The sequence below is a fragment of the Providencia sp. 2024EL-00732 genome, assembly GCF_044006275.1.
GTDB lineage: Bacteria > Pseudomonadota > Gammaproteobacteria > Enterobacterales > Enterobacteriaceae > Providencia > Providencia huashanensis.
The window spans coordinates 37,522-55,448 of sequence record NZ_JBIPDG010000017.1 but is presented as its reverse complement, the minus strand read 5'-3'; the positions used below and the strand labels follow the sequence as shown (position 1 = coordinate 55,448).

The window sequence follows — 17,927 nt, the reverse complement described above, 5'->3', positions numbered from 1 at the left end:
TTTATTGTGTTTCAGGAATACGGCCAAATTTGCCGCTGTTGAAGTCATTTACAGCTTTATTAATTTCGTCCATGCTATTCATAACAAATGGGCCGTAACCAACAACCGGTTCGTCAATCGGGTCACCGCTTAGCAGTAATACTAAGGCATCTTCTGTTGCTTCTAGCACAATGTTGCTTTCTGTATTATCAAGGATCATCAGTTCACCTTCATTTAAGGCAGAACGCCCATCAACAAATATTGAACCGCGTAGCATGACTAACCCTACGTTACGACCTGATTTTGTCTGTATGCCAACAGTTTTTCCCTGATTGAGTTGTAAATCCCAAACATCTAACGGGGTATAGGTTTTGGCTGCCCCTTTGTGGCCTAAATAATCTCCTGCAATCACACGCAGTGTGCCTGCTTCGTTCGGCAGTGTGACTTTTGGCATAGTTTGGCTTTCCAATAACTGGTAGCCGGGTGCCGCTGATTTGTCTTTTGCAGGCAAATTGACCCACAGTTGCACCATATCAAGAGTGCCACCTTTTTTCATAAAGGCATCAGACTGATATTCTTGATGCAAAATACCCGATGCCGCAGTCATCCACTGAACATCGCCTGGGCCTATCACACCGCCTTCACCAGTAGAATCATGATGAGCTACTTCCCCATCATACACTATCGTAACGGTTTCAAACCCACGATGAGGGTGCTCACCAACTCCTCGATTCTTTGCTTCTGAGCTGGGGAAATTGAAAGGACCTGCTCTATCGAGTAATAAGAATGGGTTGAGGTATTTCCCATGGTTATCGTAAGTAAACATTGAACGGACAGGAAAGCCGTCTCCTACCCAATGGCTACGAGGAGATTGATAGATACCAATAATTTTTTTCATGGTTTTGCTCCTAAACTGTTTTGATGACTGAATAATAAAGGAGCAAATCATTCGGCAGTAGGGGCAAAAATAGGTTTCATTGTTCCAATAAAAGAACAATCAAGGTTAAGGTTATTATCCTATTTATAGAACAGAGTTTATCAAAATCCAGACTACTCAGCTTAAAACTGATGAATTAATCTAAATAACACGAAAACGGAGCGGTTATCGTTCTATTTTTGATTCTAAATAAATTTCTGACTTCATCGATTGAGAGGCTTTATCATGAGTATTCCAGCAAACTTTAATGGCCAGCGCCCTGTTATTAACCCAAACGATGCTGTGATGTTATTAATTGATCACCAAAGTGGGCTTTTCCAAACTGTAGGTGATATGCCAATGACTGAATTGCGTGCTCGCGCATCTGTACTGGCTAAAATGGCTTCACTGGCAAAAATCCCAGTGATCACTACGGCTTCTGTACCTCAAGGCCCCAATGGTCCGTTGATCCCAGAAATTCACCAAAATGCACCACATGCACAATATATTGCACGTCGTGGCGAAATTAATGCATGGGATAACCCTGAGTTTGTGGCAGCGGTAAAAGCGACAGGCAAAAAACAACTGATTATTGCAGGTACCATTACTAGTGTTTGTATGGCTTTCCCTGCGATTAGTGCGGTGATGGATGGTTACCAAGTATTTGTTGTTATCGATGCATCAGGTACTTATAGCAAGATGGCACAAGAAATTACCTTGGCTCGTGTGGTTCAAGCAGGGGTTGTCCCTATGGATACAGCCGCGGTTGCTTCTGAGTTACAAGGCACTTGGAACCGTGAAGACGCTGCTGAATGGGCAATGGCCTACACGCAAATTTTCCCTGCTTATCAATTATTAATTGAAAGCTACAGCAAAGCGCAAGATGTTCTGAAAAATAATGAGCAATTAGATTCTGAACGTTAATTCGCGATAACCCCCACATTTAACTTACGAAATTAATTCAGGCAGCTTAATGACTGATAAAGCTGCCTATTTGTAATTGAATTTTAAGGAAATATGATGAAAAAGCTTACATTACCTTTGCTGGTTTCTTTGTTTGCGCTTGGTACAGCACAGGCCGCAGACTATAAATTAGATGCAACTCATACTAAAGCCGTGTTTTATATTGACCACTTTAATACTTCTACCAATAGTGGCGGTTTTCACAATATCACCGGAGATATGAGTTATTCTCCGGAAAAACAAACTGGTAGCGTCAGTGTAAAAATTCCAGCGGAGACCTTAAATACTGGGTTATCAGCATTTGATAATCATATTAAAAGTGAAGATATGTTAGATGTTGCAAAATATCCGACCATTGAGTTCAAATCGACTAAATGGAATTTTGCAGACAACAAACCTGTTTCTATTGATGGTGTGTTGACTATGAAAGGCCAATCACATCCAGTTCAGTTAAAAACTACCAAATTCGGTTGCTATTTCAGTCCAATTTTTAATGCTGATGTGTGTGGTGGTGATTTCGAAACCACTATTGACCGTACGCAATGGGGGGTTGATTTCCTAGTGAAGGATGGCATGGCCAAAAATGTCACTATCCAAATTCAAGCCGAGGCTATTAAACAGTAATTGATGGGGAGTTAAAGATTTATTATGTTGAGTTTTACACGAAAAAATACGTTTGTGACATCGACATTATTTGCTGTTGCACTGACTCTTGGTACCGCACAGGCGGCAGAATATAAAGCTAGCGATAAAGAAGGCCCAATTAAAATTGTGAACTTGGATGAATTAGAAAGCCAAGTTGCCAAAAGTATGGATAAAGGTGCTTTTGGTTATATTCGTGGTGGTGCTGAAGATGAATTGAATCTGAAGAAAAATACGCAACATTTTGATAATAAATATATTATACCAAGAGTGATGCAGGGAATTGAAATTTCAGATATCGACCTTTCAACTGATTTTTTAGGAATTAAACTAAAAACCCCTATTATTCAAGCGCCGATGGCGGCCCAAGGATTAGCACATAAAGACGGGGAAATTGCGACAGCAAAAGGTATGGCTAAAGCGGGTTCTATTTTCTCGTTAAGTACCTATGGTAATAAAACAATTGAAGAAGTTGCTGAAGTTTCAGGGGAAAACCCGTTCTTTTTCCAGCTTTATATGAGTAAAAATAATGCTTTTAACGAATTTACGTTGAAGAGAGCCAAAGAAAGTGGTGCTAAAGCGATTATTTTAACCGTTGACTCTCCAGTTGGTGGGTATCGTGAAGATGATATTCGTAATAACTTCCAGTTCCCGCTAGGCTTTGCCAACTTAGAGCTATTTGCTAAGCAAAATAGTGATGGTTCAAAAACAGGTAAAGGTGCAGGGATCGGTGAAATTTATGCGCAAGCAAAACAAGCTTTTACACCCGCAGATATTCAATACGTGAAAAAGTTATCAGGATTGCCAGTAATAGTTAAAGGTATTCAATCGCCCGAAGATGCTGATGTTGTGATCAAAGCAGGTGCTGATGCGATTTGGGTCTCTAATCATGGTGGTCGCCAGTTAGACAGTGGTCCCGCGTCTTTTGATGTATTGCCGTCAATTGCTAAGGTCGTTAATAAACGTGTTCCAATTGTATTTGACAGTGGTGTGCGTCGCGGTTCACACGTATTTAAAGCCTTAGCAAGTGGGGCAGATGTTGTGGCTGTAGGCCGTCCTATTTTATATGGCTTAAATTTAGGTGGTGCTGAAGGCGTAAACTCGGTGATCCAGCAACTGAATAAAGAACTTTCTATCAATATGATGCTAGGCGGGGCCAAAAATATTGAAGGAGTTAAAGCGACGAAGTTGTATACCGACAAAGATTTTCAATAATTAAAGTCAAACTCATTGGTTAATAAAAAACGGGAAAATTTTCCCGTTTTTTTATTCATTAATAAACCAATATTTAAGCTGTAAACCCGCCATCGATATTTAAATTTGCTCCCGTTATATAAGCAGCAGCTGGGCTAGCTAGGTACAATACAAAATCAGCAATCTCATCAGCGCTAGCATAGCGTTTTAAAGCCATTATTTGTTTTAGACTATCTGCGAACTCGCCTTGTTCTGGATTCATATCAGTGTTTACAGGACCTGGCTGAACATTGTTGACAGTGATCCCTCTAGCAGCTACATCTCGAGCCATACCTTTTGTTAAGCCAATAATAGCTGATTTACTCATTGCGTAGGCAGCTCCACCTTCGAATGGAACCCGTTCTGAGTTAACACTACCAATGTGAATTATTCGTCCATTATTATTCATAACAGTTAGGGCTGATTGGCTAGCAATAAATAAGCTGCGTACATTTAGGGAATAGGAGCGATCAAATGATTCTAGAGGGAGAGTTTCTACTGAGCCAAATTCAAGAATACCAAGACTGTTAATTAAAATATCAATAGAACCAAATTTATCAAATGATTGTTTGATTGCAGCTGTAATTTCATATTCATTTGCACTATTGGCTTTTATTGCCATGACTGTACCGGAATACTGGGCTGTTTCAGTGATCAACAATTTTGCATTTTTATCTGATGAGGCGTAGGTGAAAGCAACATTTGCACCTTCTTTGGCTAGTTTTTTTACTATAGCAGCGCCAATACCACGTGATCCGCCTTGGACAATAGCATGTTTATTTTTGAATAACATAGAATGACCTTATTAGTTAAATAATTTAAAAATCACTAAATAAGGTATTTAATAGATAAAAGAGGATAGACTCCAGATAGAAAAGTAGAAGGAGTTTGTGAAAATAGTTGGCTATGTGTTAATGAAAGAAAGCGCTCACCCATTGATGAGTAAGCGCTTTTTATTTGATTAGCGTTATGGGCGTTTTACAAAACCAATAGCTTCATACACTTTATCTAAAGTTTGTTGTGCACGAGCAGACGCTTTAGTCGCTCCTTCATCCATGATTTGATTCAGAAGCGCTTCATTATCGCGGAATTCATGATAACGAGTCTGTAAGTCAGTCAACATGCCAGAGACGGATTCTGCAACAGCACCTTTAAGGTGACCGTACATTTGGCCTTCAAACTCAGCTTCTAGCTCTGCAATTTTTTTACCAGTGACACCTGACATAATATCTAACAGGTTAGAAACGCCAGGTTTGTTTTCTAAATCATAACGAATGCGTGGTGGCTCTTCTGAGTCCGTCATGGCCCGTTTGATTTTCTTCACAACCGATTTTGGGTCTTCGAGTAGAGCAATGACGTTATTGCGGTTGTCATCAGACTTAGACATTTTCTTGGTTGGGTCTTGCAGTGCCATAATTCGTGCACCGCCACCTGTAGGGATGAAAGGGTCAGGAACAGTAAATATATCACCATAAATTGCATTGAAGCGTTGGGCTATGTCACGGCTTAGTTCAAGATGCTGTTTTTGGTCAATCCCAACAGGAACCTGATTAGTTTGATAAAGCAAGATATCAGCAACCATCAAAACGGGGTAGTCAAACAGGCCTGCGTTGATATTTTCTGCGTGACGCGCTGATTTATCTTTAAATTGGGTCATACGGCTTAATTCGCCGAAATAGGTATAGCAGTTTAATGCCCAACTTAATTGTGCATGCTGTGGGACATGAGACTGTACAAAAATGGTGCTTTTTTTCGGGTCAATCCCACAGGCTAAATAGAGCGCAAGTGTATCGAGGGTTCTTTTACGCAGTTCGACAGGGTCTTGGCGAACAGTGATAGCATGTTGGTCAACGATACAGTAAATGCAGTCATAGTCGTCTTGCATTTGTACCCACTGACGTAATGCACCCATATAGTTACCGATGGTTAATTCACCGGAAGGCTGTGCGCCGCTGAATACGATAGGTTTTTGGGGTTGCTGTAAATTTTCAGTGGGAGTGCTCATGTTTGTTATGTCCTTGCTTATTTTATTTCAGATAAACCAATTGTGGGTAACAAGCCTGCAAAGTGTGTCAAGACACAGTCAGGTTCGCTCAAAGCAATAGATTCACCGTAGTTATAGCCATATGTCAGCCCGACACTCGGGCATCCCGCGCTTTGTGCTGCAATAATATCATTACGGGAATCGCCGACAAAAAGCAATTCTTCTTTACGTAAACCGAATGTGCCCATTGTTAAGTAAAGGGGAGCAGGGTGCGGTTTTAGGGCTTTTACATCGTCACTACCCAATACAAGAGAAAAATAGCTATCAATGCCTAATTTTTTTAGTAGTGGAGCAATAAACGGCGTAGCTTTATTTGTGACGATCCCCATCGGTATGTTGTGTTTTGCTAATTGTTCTAAGGTTTCTTTTACTTCAGGGAATAGCTGACTACCTGTTGTGACAGAAACTGCATAGAATTTATCAAAACTGGCTCGAGCTTTTTTTTGTAATTCAGCTGTGATGTCGGCTCCTGCCCAAGAAAGCGCGCGTTCAACGAGAACATCAACCCCGTTACCTACCCAAATAGAGACGCGCTCTTTACCTGCTGGAGGAAAACCAAACTCTTTGAGCATATTATCGATGGCTTCAGCTAAGCCACCAGCACTGTCAACGAGAGTACCATCTAAATCAAAGGCAATCGCTTTAATATCTTCTAATACAACTTGAGTCATTGAGATACCTTTTGTAGTTCGTTACGCATCGCATCGATGACTGTTTTATAGTCTGGTTGATCGAAGATGGCTGAGCCTGCAACAAAGGTATCCGCTCCAGCCGCCGCGATTTCTGCAATATTGTTCACTTTCACACCGCCATCGACTTCCAAACGAATATCATAGCCACTTTCATCAATAAGTTTGCGGACTTGGCGCAATTTATTGAGGGTTTGTGGGATAAAGGATTGACCACCAAAGCCTGGATTAACTGACATCAGTAAAATCATATCCACTTTATCCATTACATAATCAAGGTAACTCAGTGGTGTTGCTGGGTTAAATACCAACCCCGCGGTACAGCCATGTTCTCTGATGAGTTGTAATGAACGATCAACATGTTCACTGGCTTCAGGATGGAAGCTTATATGAGTTGCACCTGCTTTGGCGAAGTCAGGGATAATCCTATCAACAGGTTTTACCATGAGGTGGACATCAATCGGCGCAGTAATACCGCAGTCACGCAGGGCTTTACAAATTGGAGCACCAAAAGTTAGGTTAGGAACATAATGATTATCCATTACGTCAAAATGCACGATATCAGCACCAGCTGCAAGAACATTGGCGGTATCTTCGCCTAAACGAGCAAAGTCAGCAGATAAAATAGATGGGGCAATGAGAAAGTTTTTCATTATCGTCTCCGATTATTAATCGTTATCTGAGAGCCATTCAGCACTAGTCACAAGGCTTTGCATTTTTTTGTCAGTTTTTCTAGGAGAAAGGCTATTAGGTTCCCCCGTATATAAAGCCAGTAATTCATTGACTTTGCTACGGTTTAATATATTTCTACTAATGGTACGACGTACTTTTACAATATGTAATTGAGCTTGATGATACCACTCTCTGGTTAACGGGGTATCATGATTCGATATCAGCACTGGGATCCTGTTTTCCGTTGATAACTTCTGTGCCAAAATCGCTAAATTTTGTTGCTCGCTCGCATTAAAGGAATTGGTATGATAAGCCGTAAAATTGGCAGTATCAGATAAAGGAGCATAAGGCGGGTCACAGTAAATGACGGCACCTTCTTTAGCATTGAGCAAGGTCTCGCCATAGTGCTGGGTAATAAATGTTGCTTTTTGCGATTTTTCAGCGAACCACAGTAATTCTTCTTTAGGGAAATAGGGCTTTTTGTAGCGACCAAAAGGCACGTTGAACTCACCGCGTGAATTATAACGGCATAACCCATTATAACAGTGACGATTTAAGTATAAAAAAAGGATACTACGTCTTTCAGTGTCATTGGATTGGTTAAAGGCTTCACGCATTAAATAGTATTGTTCTGAAGTATTATATTCAGGTGTGAAGATTTGCTGGGCCTCTTCGATAAAAGAATCAGCATGGTCTTTAACAGTATTATAGAGGTTGATGAGGTCACTGTTGATATCTGCCAGCATGTAAGAATCATAGCTAGTATTTAAAAACACTGACCCTGCACCAACAAAAGGCTCAATTAAGCAATCACCTTGTGGAAGATGTTTTTTTATTTCTTCCACAAGGGGGTATTTACCCCCAGCCCATTTTAAAAAAGCGCGTTTTTTTTTCATGCCGTCTTATTATTACAATCGTTTAGAGTAAAAACATTCATACTCTGTCAGGACAACACAATGCGCCCGGGGAAAAACGTTGTTATTTTTGATCCTGTTTGACTTGTTTCATATTTCTAACCCACGGCTTTTTCGCTTGAACAGCAGAAGGTAGAGTTGCTATTGCATTTTTTGCGTCAGTGACTGAATTATAATTACCGTGAATGAGAACATACCAAGTTTGCCCATTACGAATAGTTTTGTAGACCTTGTAATTGGCAAGTTTGTTTTCTTTAGCAAATGCTTCCAGCGTATCTGAACGGCTTGCACTACTAAGTTGCAGAGTGTAGGTACCCGCAGGAGCTGACATGACATTGCTGCCATGGTTATTGGCCGCAGCCTTAGTCGGTTGCTTAGGTTGTACCGGATGTTTTGGCTCAACCACTTTCGCAGGGGTTTTTTCAGGTGCTGTTGGCGGTGCCACAGGTTGCTGTTCTGCAGGTTTGATTGCTGGCGGTGTTACATTTTGTGGTTGTGTTGTTCCAGCGGTTGGTGTTTGGCCTTGATTTAAAGCATCTACCACATCACCTGGGATTTCGATCCGCTCACCCAAGCCATTAGGTTGAGTTTTTGGCTCACCTTGAGTTGGTGTCGGTGTGATTTGAGATCCTGAGATTTCTTGTGCCTGACCCGTCTGAGCTTGCTCTTGTGAGTTTGTCAAAGAGGATGAGTTAGACAAATCAATATTTTGTTGGTTGTTAGTGCCGGTTGTTTGCAACTTTTCATGCTCAGTAGGCGCTTTTAACGCAGAACTGATCGCAATAATGAGTAGTAATAAAACTAAAACACCGACACCAATCATAATATGTTGGCGTGAGAGTGCTAATTTAGGCTTTGTAGCAGCGGATTGGCGTGAACGCCCTGTCGGTCTATCTGATGTATCTGGCCTAAGATCATTTTGGCCTTGATTATCTGGTTTAAATTCGTCCATCTTCCTCTCCCGAATAAAATTTGCCTATAGTAGAGATAAAATGTCTCTTATCAGTACAACCTGTTAGCGACCAAGCAGAATATCGATGCTTATTTTTAAAGCATATATGCTTTCGTAATACCGTGCTAGCCATATTGGTATTGTGCATTTCCAGATTATTGTATCTAGGCGTAGGCATACCTTATAATTTAACGACTTTAGCGTACATCTACCAGTAACATTTTAAAACGCTTGTAAAAATTCAGGGTTTTCTCTGTTTTTGGTAACGTATCTGACCATTTTGTCATATTTTTATGGCATGCAGGAAGATATCGCTGCAATGACAGTTTGCGCATCGATGTCCGCGCGCATTTCTGAATGCCCGATAGTGGTAGGTAAAATTAAATGCAGTTTTCCACCCATTACTTTTTTATCGCGCATCATATGCGGTAGATAATCATCTGGCTTCATTTGTGAAGGGCCTTTGACAGGAAGTGATGCACGTTCTAAAAGTGCTATCACCCGTTGGGTTTGCTCCGGTGTAAATTGGCCTATCAATTCAGCAGTTCTTGCTGCCATAACGATACCTGCTGCAACGGCTTCACCATGTAACCAGACACCATAGCCCATATGAGCTTCAATGGCATGCCCAAAGGTGTGACCTAAATTGAGAAGCGCACGTAACCCACTGGTTTCTTTTTCATCAGCAGCAACGACTTGTGCTTTCAATTCGCAACAACGACGTATGCAGTAGGCCATCGCTTGGTTATCTAGCGCGACCAGAGCATCAATATTGTTTTCTAACCATGTAAAAAAGTCACCATCAAGAATTATTCCATACTTAATCACTTCTGCTAAGCCGGAGGCTAATTCCCTTTTGGGTAAGGTTTTTAAACAATCAAGGTCAATAACTACCGAGGCAGGTTGGTAAAATGCCCCAATCATATTTTTCCCTAGAGGATGGTTTACTGCGGTTTTACCGCCAACAGAAGAGTCCACTTGAGATAATAAGGTGGTAGGAATTTGGATAAAACGTACTCCGCGCTGATAGCTAGCAGCAGCGAAACCCGTAAGGTCACCGATAACCCCCCCACCAAGAGCGATGAGGGTAGTATCTCGGTTATGGTGCTTTTCAAGTAGTGCGGTAAAAACATCGTTCATGATGAATAGCGATTTGTATTGTTCGCCATCAGGAAGAATGATGCTGTCAACCTTTACGCCAGAAGATTCAAGAGCGTGTTTTACCTTTTCAAGATAAATTGGTGCAAGCGTTTCATTTGTCACTATCATTGCGCGTTGCCCAGTAGTTAATGGCCAAAATGCCCCAGGTTCGTTATATAAACTTGGCGCGATATTGATTGGATAACTACGTTCGCCCAGAGTAACAGTGACTTTTTCCATCTTGCTTTACCTTGAGTTCATTATTTTATGAAAATAACACCATGATTAATTAGTTTTTCTCTAATAGCTCAATGATTTGGCTTGCGACAACTTTAGCGCTTTGTTCATCAGTATGAATGGTAATATCAGCAATTTCTTCATACATAGGATTGCGCTCGTCAGCCAGTTTTTCCAGTACTTCACGTGCCGGTTCGTCAACTTGTAATAGAGGACGCTTTTTGTCACGTTGTGTACGGGATAATTGTTTCTCAATGGTCGTTTCAAGATAGACAACGACTCCACGAGCGGACAAGCGATTACGGGTTTCTTTGGACTTAACAGAACCGCCACCCGTTGCTAATACGATGCCTTGTTTCTCAGTGAGCTCATTGATGATTTTTTCTTCGCGATCGCGAAAGCCTTCTTCACCCTCAAGGTCGAATACCCAGCCTACATCTGCGCCAGTACGTTTTTCTATCTCGTGATCAGAGTCGAAAAACTCCATATTAAGCTGTTGAGCCAACTGACGGCCAATAGTGCTTTTGCCAGCACCCATCGGTCCAACCAGAAAGATATTGCGTTTCTCTGCCATGTTTTTTGGTATTACTACGATTATTCGTTAATGATCACCCGCCCCGCCAATCGAATTAGCGGCGGGACCTATAAACTGAAACCTCATTAGTGATGATGTGAGATCAGATAAGAAAATTATCTCAATACATCAACCCGAATTGCAACTATATAAATGCGGCACTAAGCGAACAAAGTGCCACATTTAAAATTACAGGTCTCAATGTTTGAGCCGTCTATATTGCCTAATGCATTGTTTAGCATAGTTTTAACAGGTTTTGCCTATAGGTAGTAGCGCATGATTTCTGTTATTTTTAGAGCAAAATTGTTGTGGCTGTTTTATAAGCGACTGACAGCTTGTTCTTTAATCTACGGATAGTTAGAACACTCAATGGATAACCTTGTATGCTAAAACGACGCCAGCGTCAAATTTATCCGGTAGGTTTATAGCATAAAAATATTTTTTTTGACTAATCTTTGGCTTATTGTTTATTCAACTCATTGAAGTATATGTGTTATTTTATTCGCGTTAAATATTGATAAGTTTTGGCGTTATAAAAACAATAAGAACCCTTCTATCTATATGTTCCGCAGTATTTGTAAATAATGACCCTAAGAGAGGAATTTGAGAGATAAATGGTAAACCTGTCTCTGTTTTTTCTTGTTTTTGCTGAAAAATGCCACCTAATATTAGGGTTTCATTATTTTTAATAGTGACGGATGTTGATATTTCTTGCTTATTTATTGCTAAATGGTGACTTTGGCTACTGGTTAGTGCGGTATCTGGCGAGTTATGGCTAATTTTTAGGTTCAACTCTACTTTTTCATTGCGGATAATGGTCGGGGTGACATCCATACCTAGTACAGCATCTTTAAATTGTACGTGAGTTTTCTTTTCATTGCTTGTGACATAGGGTATTTCTGTACCTTGTTGAATACTCGCAGGTTGTTGGTGTGAGGCGATTAACCGAGGGCTAGCAATAATGGAGAGTAAATTTTCTTTTTCTAAAGCGTTTAATTTTAATTCAAGTAACCCATCGCTTAGTTTTAACACATTAAACGAAAATTGCCCCGGTGCGGAATGATAACGGTTATAACGGTTAAGATGACTGTTGGCTGTATTCCCCGCTAATATTCCCCACTCAAGCCCTAATTCTTGTAATGCGGTTCGGCTACTACTAATAATATGCGCTGTTATTTGAACTTGTTTATTGGGTTTATCTTTTTGTTTTATCCACTCTTCTAGTAAGGCTATTCGCTGTTGATTATCTTTGACTATCACACTATTTGTGGTGTGGTCATGATGAATAGATGCATTTTTTGATAACAATAAAGTTTTGGGGTGCTCTAGTTGAGTGCGTATTTCTAGAGCATCGATTGAAATTAATTGAAAAATTTTTTCAATTAAAGGGTCTGTATGTTGAGAAGATAGGCTCGTAGCCATCACTGGACTAGACTGTGTTTGTTCCTCTACGGGATGTAAAGGCGCAAATGGGTCTCGTATTTCTTGAGCTGATAGCCAAAAAGCAGGCAAAAAGAAACACCCTATGATAGCTACGAGTATCGGTGTGTTAATTAACTTTCTATTCATTACTATTATCATCCTTGATAGCGAAAGTGTGGTTAATTGATGAAAAAGTGACTGATGCGAGTATGGCACCTTGCTTTGAAGTTAATTTTATATCTGAGTAACGGTATCGTTGAGTATTAGGCAAAGTGAGAAGTTGCTCTATAAAGCGATAGACACTGATGAAATCCCCTTGAACTTCGAGGAAATAGCCATGGCTACTCGTTGGTTGTAGTTGGTTTAATATGACAGTTGAATGGTTCAGTAATGTATTAAGTTGTGAAAGTAGTTCTAGTGGTTCACCTTTAGCATCGACAATTTGCTTTAGAACATCTGCTTGCTGTTCTAATAGATGTAAGGGCGGAAAGTGCTGTAATTGTCTGGTTTCTTTTGTTATTTTTTCAATTAAACTATTGTTTTCCGATTCTAATTCAAGACGTAGTATTTCATTTTCTTTCCAGTATAAAAAATAGCCTGCAAATAAAAATAAACTGATAAATAGCCAAATGGGTATGGTTTGCTGCCAAAAAGGGCGATACCAAAAAGCATGAAGTGATTCACTCATTAGCTTCTCCTTGGCGTATAGCGGTTAAATGTAACCGGTGTACTTGGTTTGTACGGCTGAGCTTTTTTAATTGGATGTGGTTTAGCCCTCGCTCTTTAAGCTTAGGGCTTAGTAAGCTAACATTTTGGAAGTCATAACTGCGGGCTTTTATTTCTATTTTATTATCAACTAATTGGACGGTAGTAAGCCAACTTTTTAATGGTGTGATTAATGGCAAGTCTTGTAATAATTTGAGTAAAAACTGGTTATTGTTCATAACCTCATCCAATCTGTTTTTTTGGTTAATCAATTCGAGGAGTTGTTTTTTCTGGAGAGATACTCGTTGTGCTAACTGTTGCGTTTGCTCATATTGTTGTTGATGGTGATATTTTATTTTTTGTTGCTTTTCAATTTCCAATTGGTGAAAAAAGACTAAAAAGCAACAAGTGATAAGCACTGAGCAACCAGCAACCAGAGAAAAAATAATAAATAACCGTTGTTTCTTCACAATTTGCTGCTGCCGCCAAGGCAGAAAGTTAACTTGATATAGTTTTGATAACCCCATGAGTTAAATATCTCCATGCCGTAATGCTAGCCCTGCTGCTATCACAAAATCCCCTAACTGATGGGGGATTTTAAGATTGTTATGCTGAAAAGCTTGGCGTAACTCCCAGCTATGTATTGCTTCAATGCTATGTTTATCATGAATGTTTTGATGGTCGGTAATGAGGTAAATGGGTAATATCGGTGATGACTCTTCTTGGTTGAGTAAAGACAATAATGCAGATAGCGTCGGGGTTTCGGTGTCGGGTAGATGGTTATAGTTGGCGGGTTGACTAATAGGGCCAGACCACAGCCACTCACCTTGCCTATAGTGAACTAGCCAGCTTTCATCGGGTAAGCCCGCATGGCGAGCAACATAACGCAGAGCAACGGGGGCGACATCAATTGCCAGTAGATTGAATCCGCTTTCTGCTAATAATTTTTGCCAAAAGTTAATTTCTGATTTTCGAGCCCCATTAAAATAAACGTGTTGATTGATTACTCTATAATCCATTGCCAGTTCTTGAGCATGCATAGGAAAACGTTTTTCAGCTTGCAGTTGTAGGTACCAACCTAATTCTGGTTGCTGTAGATTAATTTGGCTAGGTAATGCAAATTGTTGTTTTAGTGTCCTAACTGCAGGTAATGCGATAGATACAGAACAGTTTTTAGGTAATTTCTGACGCCATTGTATTAAAATATTCAGTAGAATCTTGTATTGTTCATGGTCTGATTTGTCAGCAATTTCGAAGGGAAGTTGTTGTTGCCAGCATTCACACAAAGACCAGTGTTTCTTGCGACGTTTAGCGGCAACTAGCTGAATTTTGCTTTGATATAGGTCGATTCCAATGTTCCATTTTGATGTGTACATAGTTAATTTCCTTATCATTAACCAATAAATTACATTTTCTATTGTGCTGTATAAGCTTTATACTATGCGTTAGTGATATCTAAACCCTCTTGTTTGCCAGGCATGGGAATTTTCAGGTGAAGTTCGTAAAATATTTTTTTATTCTTGTTTTCTGTTGCATTTTTTTGGGAACCGCTTCGATATATGGCATGTATAAATATGTTGAAGGTGAGTTGCCTGATGTAGCAACAATGAAAGACATCCGTCTGCAAATTCCAATGCAGGTATACAGCGCTGATAATGAACTGATTGCTCAATACGGTGAAAAACGTCGTATTCCATTACCGCTGACAGAAATTCCACCATTGATGGTAAAAGCATTCATCGCAACCGAAGATAGCCGTTTTTATGACCACCACGGCATCGACCCAATTGGTATTTTTCGGGCTGTTTCGGTGATGGCTTCATCGGGTCATGCATCTCAAGGGGCGAGTACGATTACTCAGCAACTGGCGAGGAATTTTTATTTAAGCCCTGAAAAAACCCTTATGCGTAAAGCTAAAGAGGCTTTCTTGGCGATTCGTATTGAGCAGCTTTTTACTAAAGATGAAATTATGGAGCTATACCTAAATAAAATTTATTTGGGTAACCGCGCTTATGGTGTTGGGGCTGCTGCTTATGTGTATTTTGGTAAAACTGTTGATGAGTTGACGCTCAGTGAGATTGCAATGATTGCAGGTTTGCCTAAAGCACCATCAACGTTTAACCCTCTTTATTCGTATGATCGCGCGGTAAACCGCCGTAATGTCGTACTTTCTCGTATGTTTGAAGAAAAATATATTACGCGAGATCAGTATGAACAAGCGAAAAATGAGAAAATAGTTGCTTCTTATCATGCACCAAAAATAGATTTTTCCGCACCTTATTTAGCCGAGATGGCTCGCCAAACACTGTATGATAAATACGGTGAAGACGCCTACACTGACGGGTATAAAGTATATACCACGGTGATCCGTAAAGATCAGGAAGCGGCAACAACCGCGGTACGTAATAACTTGATCGATTATGATACTCGCCATGGTTATCGTGGCCCTGCTGATGTGTTATGGAAACCAACAGAAACAGCTTGGGCATCAGATAAAATTATTGAAAAATTGAAAAAGATGCCAGTCTATGGCCCTTTGATGCCAGGGGTTGTTGTATCGGCAACAGGGTCTGAAGCTCAGGTCATGTTGGCTGATGGTTCGCAAATTTCAATTACGATGGCTGGTGTACGTTGGGCTCGTAAGTTTATATCGGATACGCAACAAGGCGCCTCACCAAGAGCCGTTAATGCAGTGGTACAAGCTGGCGAACAAATTTGGGTGCGTAAAGTTAAAGACAACTGGTGGTTAGGGCAAGTACCAGATGTTAATGCCGCATTTGTTGCATTGAACCCTAACGATGGGGCTATTATTGCCCTTGTTGGTGGGTTTGATTTTAATATGAGTGAATTTAACCGCGTTACTCAATCTTTACGCCAAGTTGGTTCAAATATTAAGCCGTTTCTTTATACCGCAGCAATGGATAAAGGCTTGACGTTATCATCATTATTAAATGATGTGCCGATTAGCCGTTGGGATGCGGGTGCGGGCTCAGATTGGCGTCCAAAAAATTCCCCTGCTCGTTATGATGGTCCTATCCGTTTGCGTCAAGGGTTAGGGCAATCTAAAAACGTAGTTATGGTGCGAGCAATGAGGGCTATGGGCGTTGATTATGCAGCCGATTATTTGACTCGCTTTGGTTTCCCACCTGAGAATATTAACCGTACAGAAGCGTTGGCATTAGGTGCACCTTCATTTACGCCAATGCAAATGGTACGTGGTTATGCTGTTATGGTGAATGGGGGTTACCTTATTGACCCATATTATATTTTGAAGATCGAAAATCATAATGATGAAGTCATCTTTGAAGCGAAACCAAAATTAGCTTGCCCAGATTGCACTCATATTCCAGTTATTTATGGTGATACAGAACGTACGATTGCGATTAAAGGCATTGATGATGAATCAACAGAGGAAGTGACACAATCCGGTAATAACGCAGTGGTACAAGAGCCTACAATGGAGCTGGCGACAGCTGGGAATACTGACGCAAATTCTGATGACCGGTATGCACCGCATGTGATAAATACGCCTCTCGCTTTCTTAATTAGGGATGCGATGATGACGAATATCTATGGGGAACCTGGCTGGTCTGGAACTGGCTGGCGTGCGGCAAGAGATTTAGGTGGTCGCCGTGATATTGGTGGGAAAACAGGAACAACCAATAGCTCAAAAGATGCTTGGTTCTCTGGTTATGGCCCGGATGTAGTCGCATCGACGTGGATTGGTTTTGATGATAATAAACGAACACTCGGTCGCGGTGAGGCAGGGGCGAAAAGTGCTCAGCCGATGTGGGATGATTTTATGAAATCCATCTTAGAGGGGGTGCCAGTGAAAACAATGAAGCCACCTAAAGGTGTGATTTCGGTATCGATTGATAGTCGTACAGGTAAATTAGGCTCTTCCCGTAGAGAATACTTTATTGAAGGAACCGAACCGAAAGAACATGCAATACAAGAAGTTGGAACAACAATTTCAACAGAAAGTGGCTCTACTCAAGAGTTATTTTAGGGTTATTGCCTTGTTTAACGCACCCCATTGTTGACTAAGAACATGGGGTGTTTTTTTATCATGAAAGTTAAGGTAGGCATGAAAAAAATACAGAATGTATGTATTATTACTTACTACTTTTTAAGTAACGCTCAAGGTAGAAAAGTGCGCTAATATTCCTTGCCTCGTTGAAGTCAGGGTGCTCTAGCAACTCCATCATGCGTGATATAGGCCAGATTATTTGTTGTAGTGGTTCCGGCTCGTCACCTTCGAGTTTTTCGTGGTATAAGTTTTCAGCTACGAGGATATTCATTTTACTTGAAAAGTAAGAGGGGGACATGGTGAGCTTGGCTAGCTGAATAATATTATTAGCACCATAACCAATTTCTTCTTTAAGCTCACGCTGTGCAGCTTCTAGAGCGACTTCGCCGGGGTCTATAGCGCCTTTAGGGAACCCTAATTCATAGTTTTCAATCCCGACTGCGTATTCGCGGATTAGGATTAGGTTATCACCCATAATAGGAATAATAAGAACAGCTTCGCGTTTTGCTGGGCGCATTCTTTCATAGACTCGTTTTTCACCGTTGCTAAATTCGAGATCAACTGACTGGATGCTGAATAATTTTGATTGAGCAACATCTTGAATATTCAAGATTTTAGGTTTTTTTAACTCTGTCATAACGATTTCCGAACAGGATGAGTGAAATCTATTGCTAAAAGCGTATTTCATTTATTTATGTGGCACATTTACCTAGTACTCTAACTATGACCTATATCAAAAAAAAATGATAGATATTATCGAGTAGATAAAATGCTGCTAGTATAACCATCGCATAAACATAGCACAGATAAATAAA

The 17,927-nt window shown here is 40.5% G+C and carries 18 protein-coding genes; 4 read left to right on the top strand and 14 right to left on the bottom strand.

Annotated features, from left to right (window positions below; all coding sequences use genetic code 11):
• Nucleotide 1: 1 nt before the first annotated feature.
• Nucleotides 2-877, bottom strand: coding sequence for a pirin family protein (locus ACHB7C_RS19150; protein ID WP_042848640.1), 876 nt, complete (start codon nucleotides 875-877; stop codon nucleotides 2-4).
• Between the two features lie 264 nt (nucleotides 878-1,141).
• Between ACHB7C_RS19150 and ACHB7C_RS19145 the strand changes: the two genes are divergently transcribed.
• From ACHB7C_RS19145 to ACHB7C_RS19135, 3 genes are all read left to right on the top strand, one after another.
• Nucleotides 1,142-1,819, top strand: a complete 678-nt coding sequence (locus ACHB7C_RS19145) for a hydrolase (protein ID WP_042848639.1) — start codon at nucleotides 1,142-1,144, stop codon at nucleotides 1,817-1,819.
• Between the two features lie 96 nt (nucleotides 1,820-1,915).
• A complete protein-coding gene (locus ACHB7C_RS19140) occupies nucleotides 1,916-2,482 on the top strand; it encodes a YceI family protein (RefSeq protein ID WP_042848638.1) in 567 nt (188 codons plus the stop codon).
• A 24-nt stretch (nucleotides 2,483-2,506) separates the two neighbouring features.
• On the top strand, nucleotides 2,507-3,715 hold the full coding sequence (locus ACHB7C_RS19135; RefSeq protein WP_129467223.1) for a lactate oxidase: 1,209 nt from the start codon (nucleotides 2,507-2,509) through the stop codon (nucleotides 3,713-3,715).
• A gap of 73 nt (nucleotides 3,716-3,788) precedes the next feature.
• Here ACHB7C_RS19135 and ACHB7C_RS19130 read toward each other — a convergent pair whose 3' ends face one another.
• The 12 genes from ACHB7C_RS19130 to pilM all read right to left on the bottom strand — a co-directional run bounded on the left by ACHB7C_RS19130 (nucleotide 3,789) and on the right by pilM (nucleotide 14,458).
• Nucleotides 3,789-4,526 carry a 3-oxoacyl-ACP reductase family protein gene (locus tag ACHB7C_RS19130; RefSeq protein ID WP_129467224.1) on the bottom strand — a complete coding sequence of 246 codons (738 nt, stop codon included), beginning with the start codon at nucleotides 4,524-4,526 and terminating at the stop codon, nucleotides 3,789-3,791.
• Nucleotides 4,527-4,700: 174 nt separating this feature from the next.
• Complete coding sequence (trpS, locus tag ACHB7C_RS19125; protein WP_042848635.1) at nucleotides 4,701-5,738, bottom strand: tryptophan--tRNA ligase; 1,038 nt, start codon at nucleotides 5,736-5,738, stop codon at nucleotides 4,701-4,703.
• 17 nt (nucleotides 5,739-5,755) lie between these two features.
• On the bottom strand, nucleotides 5,756-6,448 hold the full coding sequence (locus ACHB7C_RS19120) for a phosphoglycolate phosphatase (RefSeq protein ID WP_042848634.1): 693 nt from the start codon (nucleotides 6,446-6,448) through the stop codon (nucleotides 5,756-5,758).
• Nucleotides 6,445-7,119: a ribulose-phosphate 3-epimerase gene (gene rpe, locus ACHB7C_RS19115; protein WP_395348224.1), complete on the bottom strand. Its 675-nt coding sequence runs from the start codon at nucleotides 7,117-7,119 to the stop codon at nucleotides 6,445-6,447. The genes ACHB7C_RS19120 and rpe overlap by 4 nt, the downstream gene beginning before the upstream one ends.
• 15 nt (nucleotides 7,120-7,134) lie before the next feature.
• Nucleotides 7,135-8,034: an adenine-specific DNA-methyltransferase gene (dam, locus tag ACHB7C_RS19110; RefSeq protein WP_048605600.1), complete on the bottom strand. Its 900-nt coding sequence runs from the start codon at nucleotides 8,032-8,034 to the stop codon at nucleotides 7,135-7,137.
• Nucleotides 8,035-8,116: 82 nt separating this feature from the next.
• Nucleotides 8,117-9,004, bottom strand: coding sequence for an SPOR domain-containing protein (locus ACHB7C_RS19105; protein WP_042848632.1), 888 nt, complete (start codon nucleotides 9,002-9,004; stop codon nucleotides 8,117-8,119).
• A gap of 291 nt (nucleotides 9,005-9,295) precedes the next feature.
• Nucleotides 9,296-10,384, bottom strand: a complete 1,089-nt coding sequence (gene aroB, locus ACHB7C_RS19100; RefSeq protein WP_048605596.1) for a 3-dehydroquinate synthase — start codon at nucleotides 10,382-10,384, stop codon at nucleotides 9,296-9,298.
• A gap of 49 nt (nucleotides 10,385-10,433) precedes the next feature.
• Nucleotides 10,434-10,955, bottom strand: a complete 522-nt coding sequence (gene aroK / locus ACHB7C_RS19095; RefSeq protein WP_004906592.1) for a shikimate kinase AroK — start codon at nucleotides 10,953-10,955, stop codon at nucleotides 10,434-10,436.
• A 507-nt stretch (nucleotides 10,956-11,462) separates the two neighbouring features.
• A complete protein-coding gene (locus tag ACHB7C_RS19090) occupies nucleotides 11,463-12,524 on the bottom strand; it encodes a secretin N-terminal domain-containing protein (RefSeq protein ID WP_072065726.1) in 1,062 nt (353 codons plus the stop codon).
• Nucleotides 12,517-13,065 (bottom strand): hypothetical protein, encoded by a 549-nt coding sequence (locus ACHB7C_RS19085; RefSeq protein ID WP_042848630.1) that lies wholly within the window; start codon nucleotides 13,063-13,065, stop codon nucleotides 12,517-12,519. The genes ACHB7C_RS19090 and ACHB7C_RS19085 overlap by 8 nt, the downstream gene beginning before the upstream one ends.
• A complete protein-coding gene (locus tag ACHB7C_RS19080; RefSeq protein WP_042848629.1) occupies nucleotides 13,058-13,609 on the bottom strand; it encodes a PilN domain-containing protein in 552 nt (183 codons plus the stop codon). Before ACHB7C_RS19080 ends, ACHB7C_RS19085 begins: the two co-directional genes overlap by 8 nt.
• A 3-nt stretch (nucleotides 13,610-13,612) precedes the next feature.
• Entirely contained in the window at nucleotides 13,613-14,458 is an 846-nt protein-coding gene (gene pilM / locus ACHB7C_RS19075; protein ID WP_048605594.1) for a pilus assembly protein PilM, read from the bottom strand.
• Nucleotides 14,459-14,574: 116 nt separating this feature from the next.
• On the opposite strand from pilM, the gene mrcA reads away from it, so the two are divergent.
• Nucleotides 14,575-17,091, top strand: a complete 2,517-nt coding sequence (mrcA, locus tag ACHB7C_RS19070; protein ID WP_071547564.1) for a peptidoglycan glycosyltransferase/peptidoglycan DD-transpeptidase MrcA — start codon at nucleotides 14,575-14,577, stop codon at nucleotides 17,089-17,091.
• A gap of 106 nt (nucleotides 17,092-17,197) precedes the next feature.
• On the opposite strand, the gene nudE is transcribed toward mrcA, so the two are convergent.
• Nucleotides 17,198-17,749 carry an ADP compounds hydrolase NudE gene (nudE, locus tag ACHB7C_RS19065; protein ID WP_071547565.1) on the bottom strand — a complete coding sequence of 184 codons (552 nt, stop codon included), beginning with the start codon at nucleotides 17,747-17,749 and terminating at the stop codon, nucleotides 17,198-17,200.
• Nucleotides 17,750-17,927 lie beyond the last annotated feature (178 nt).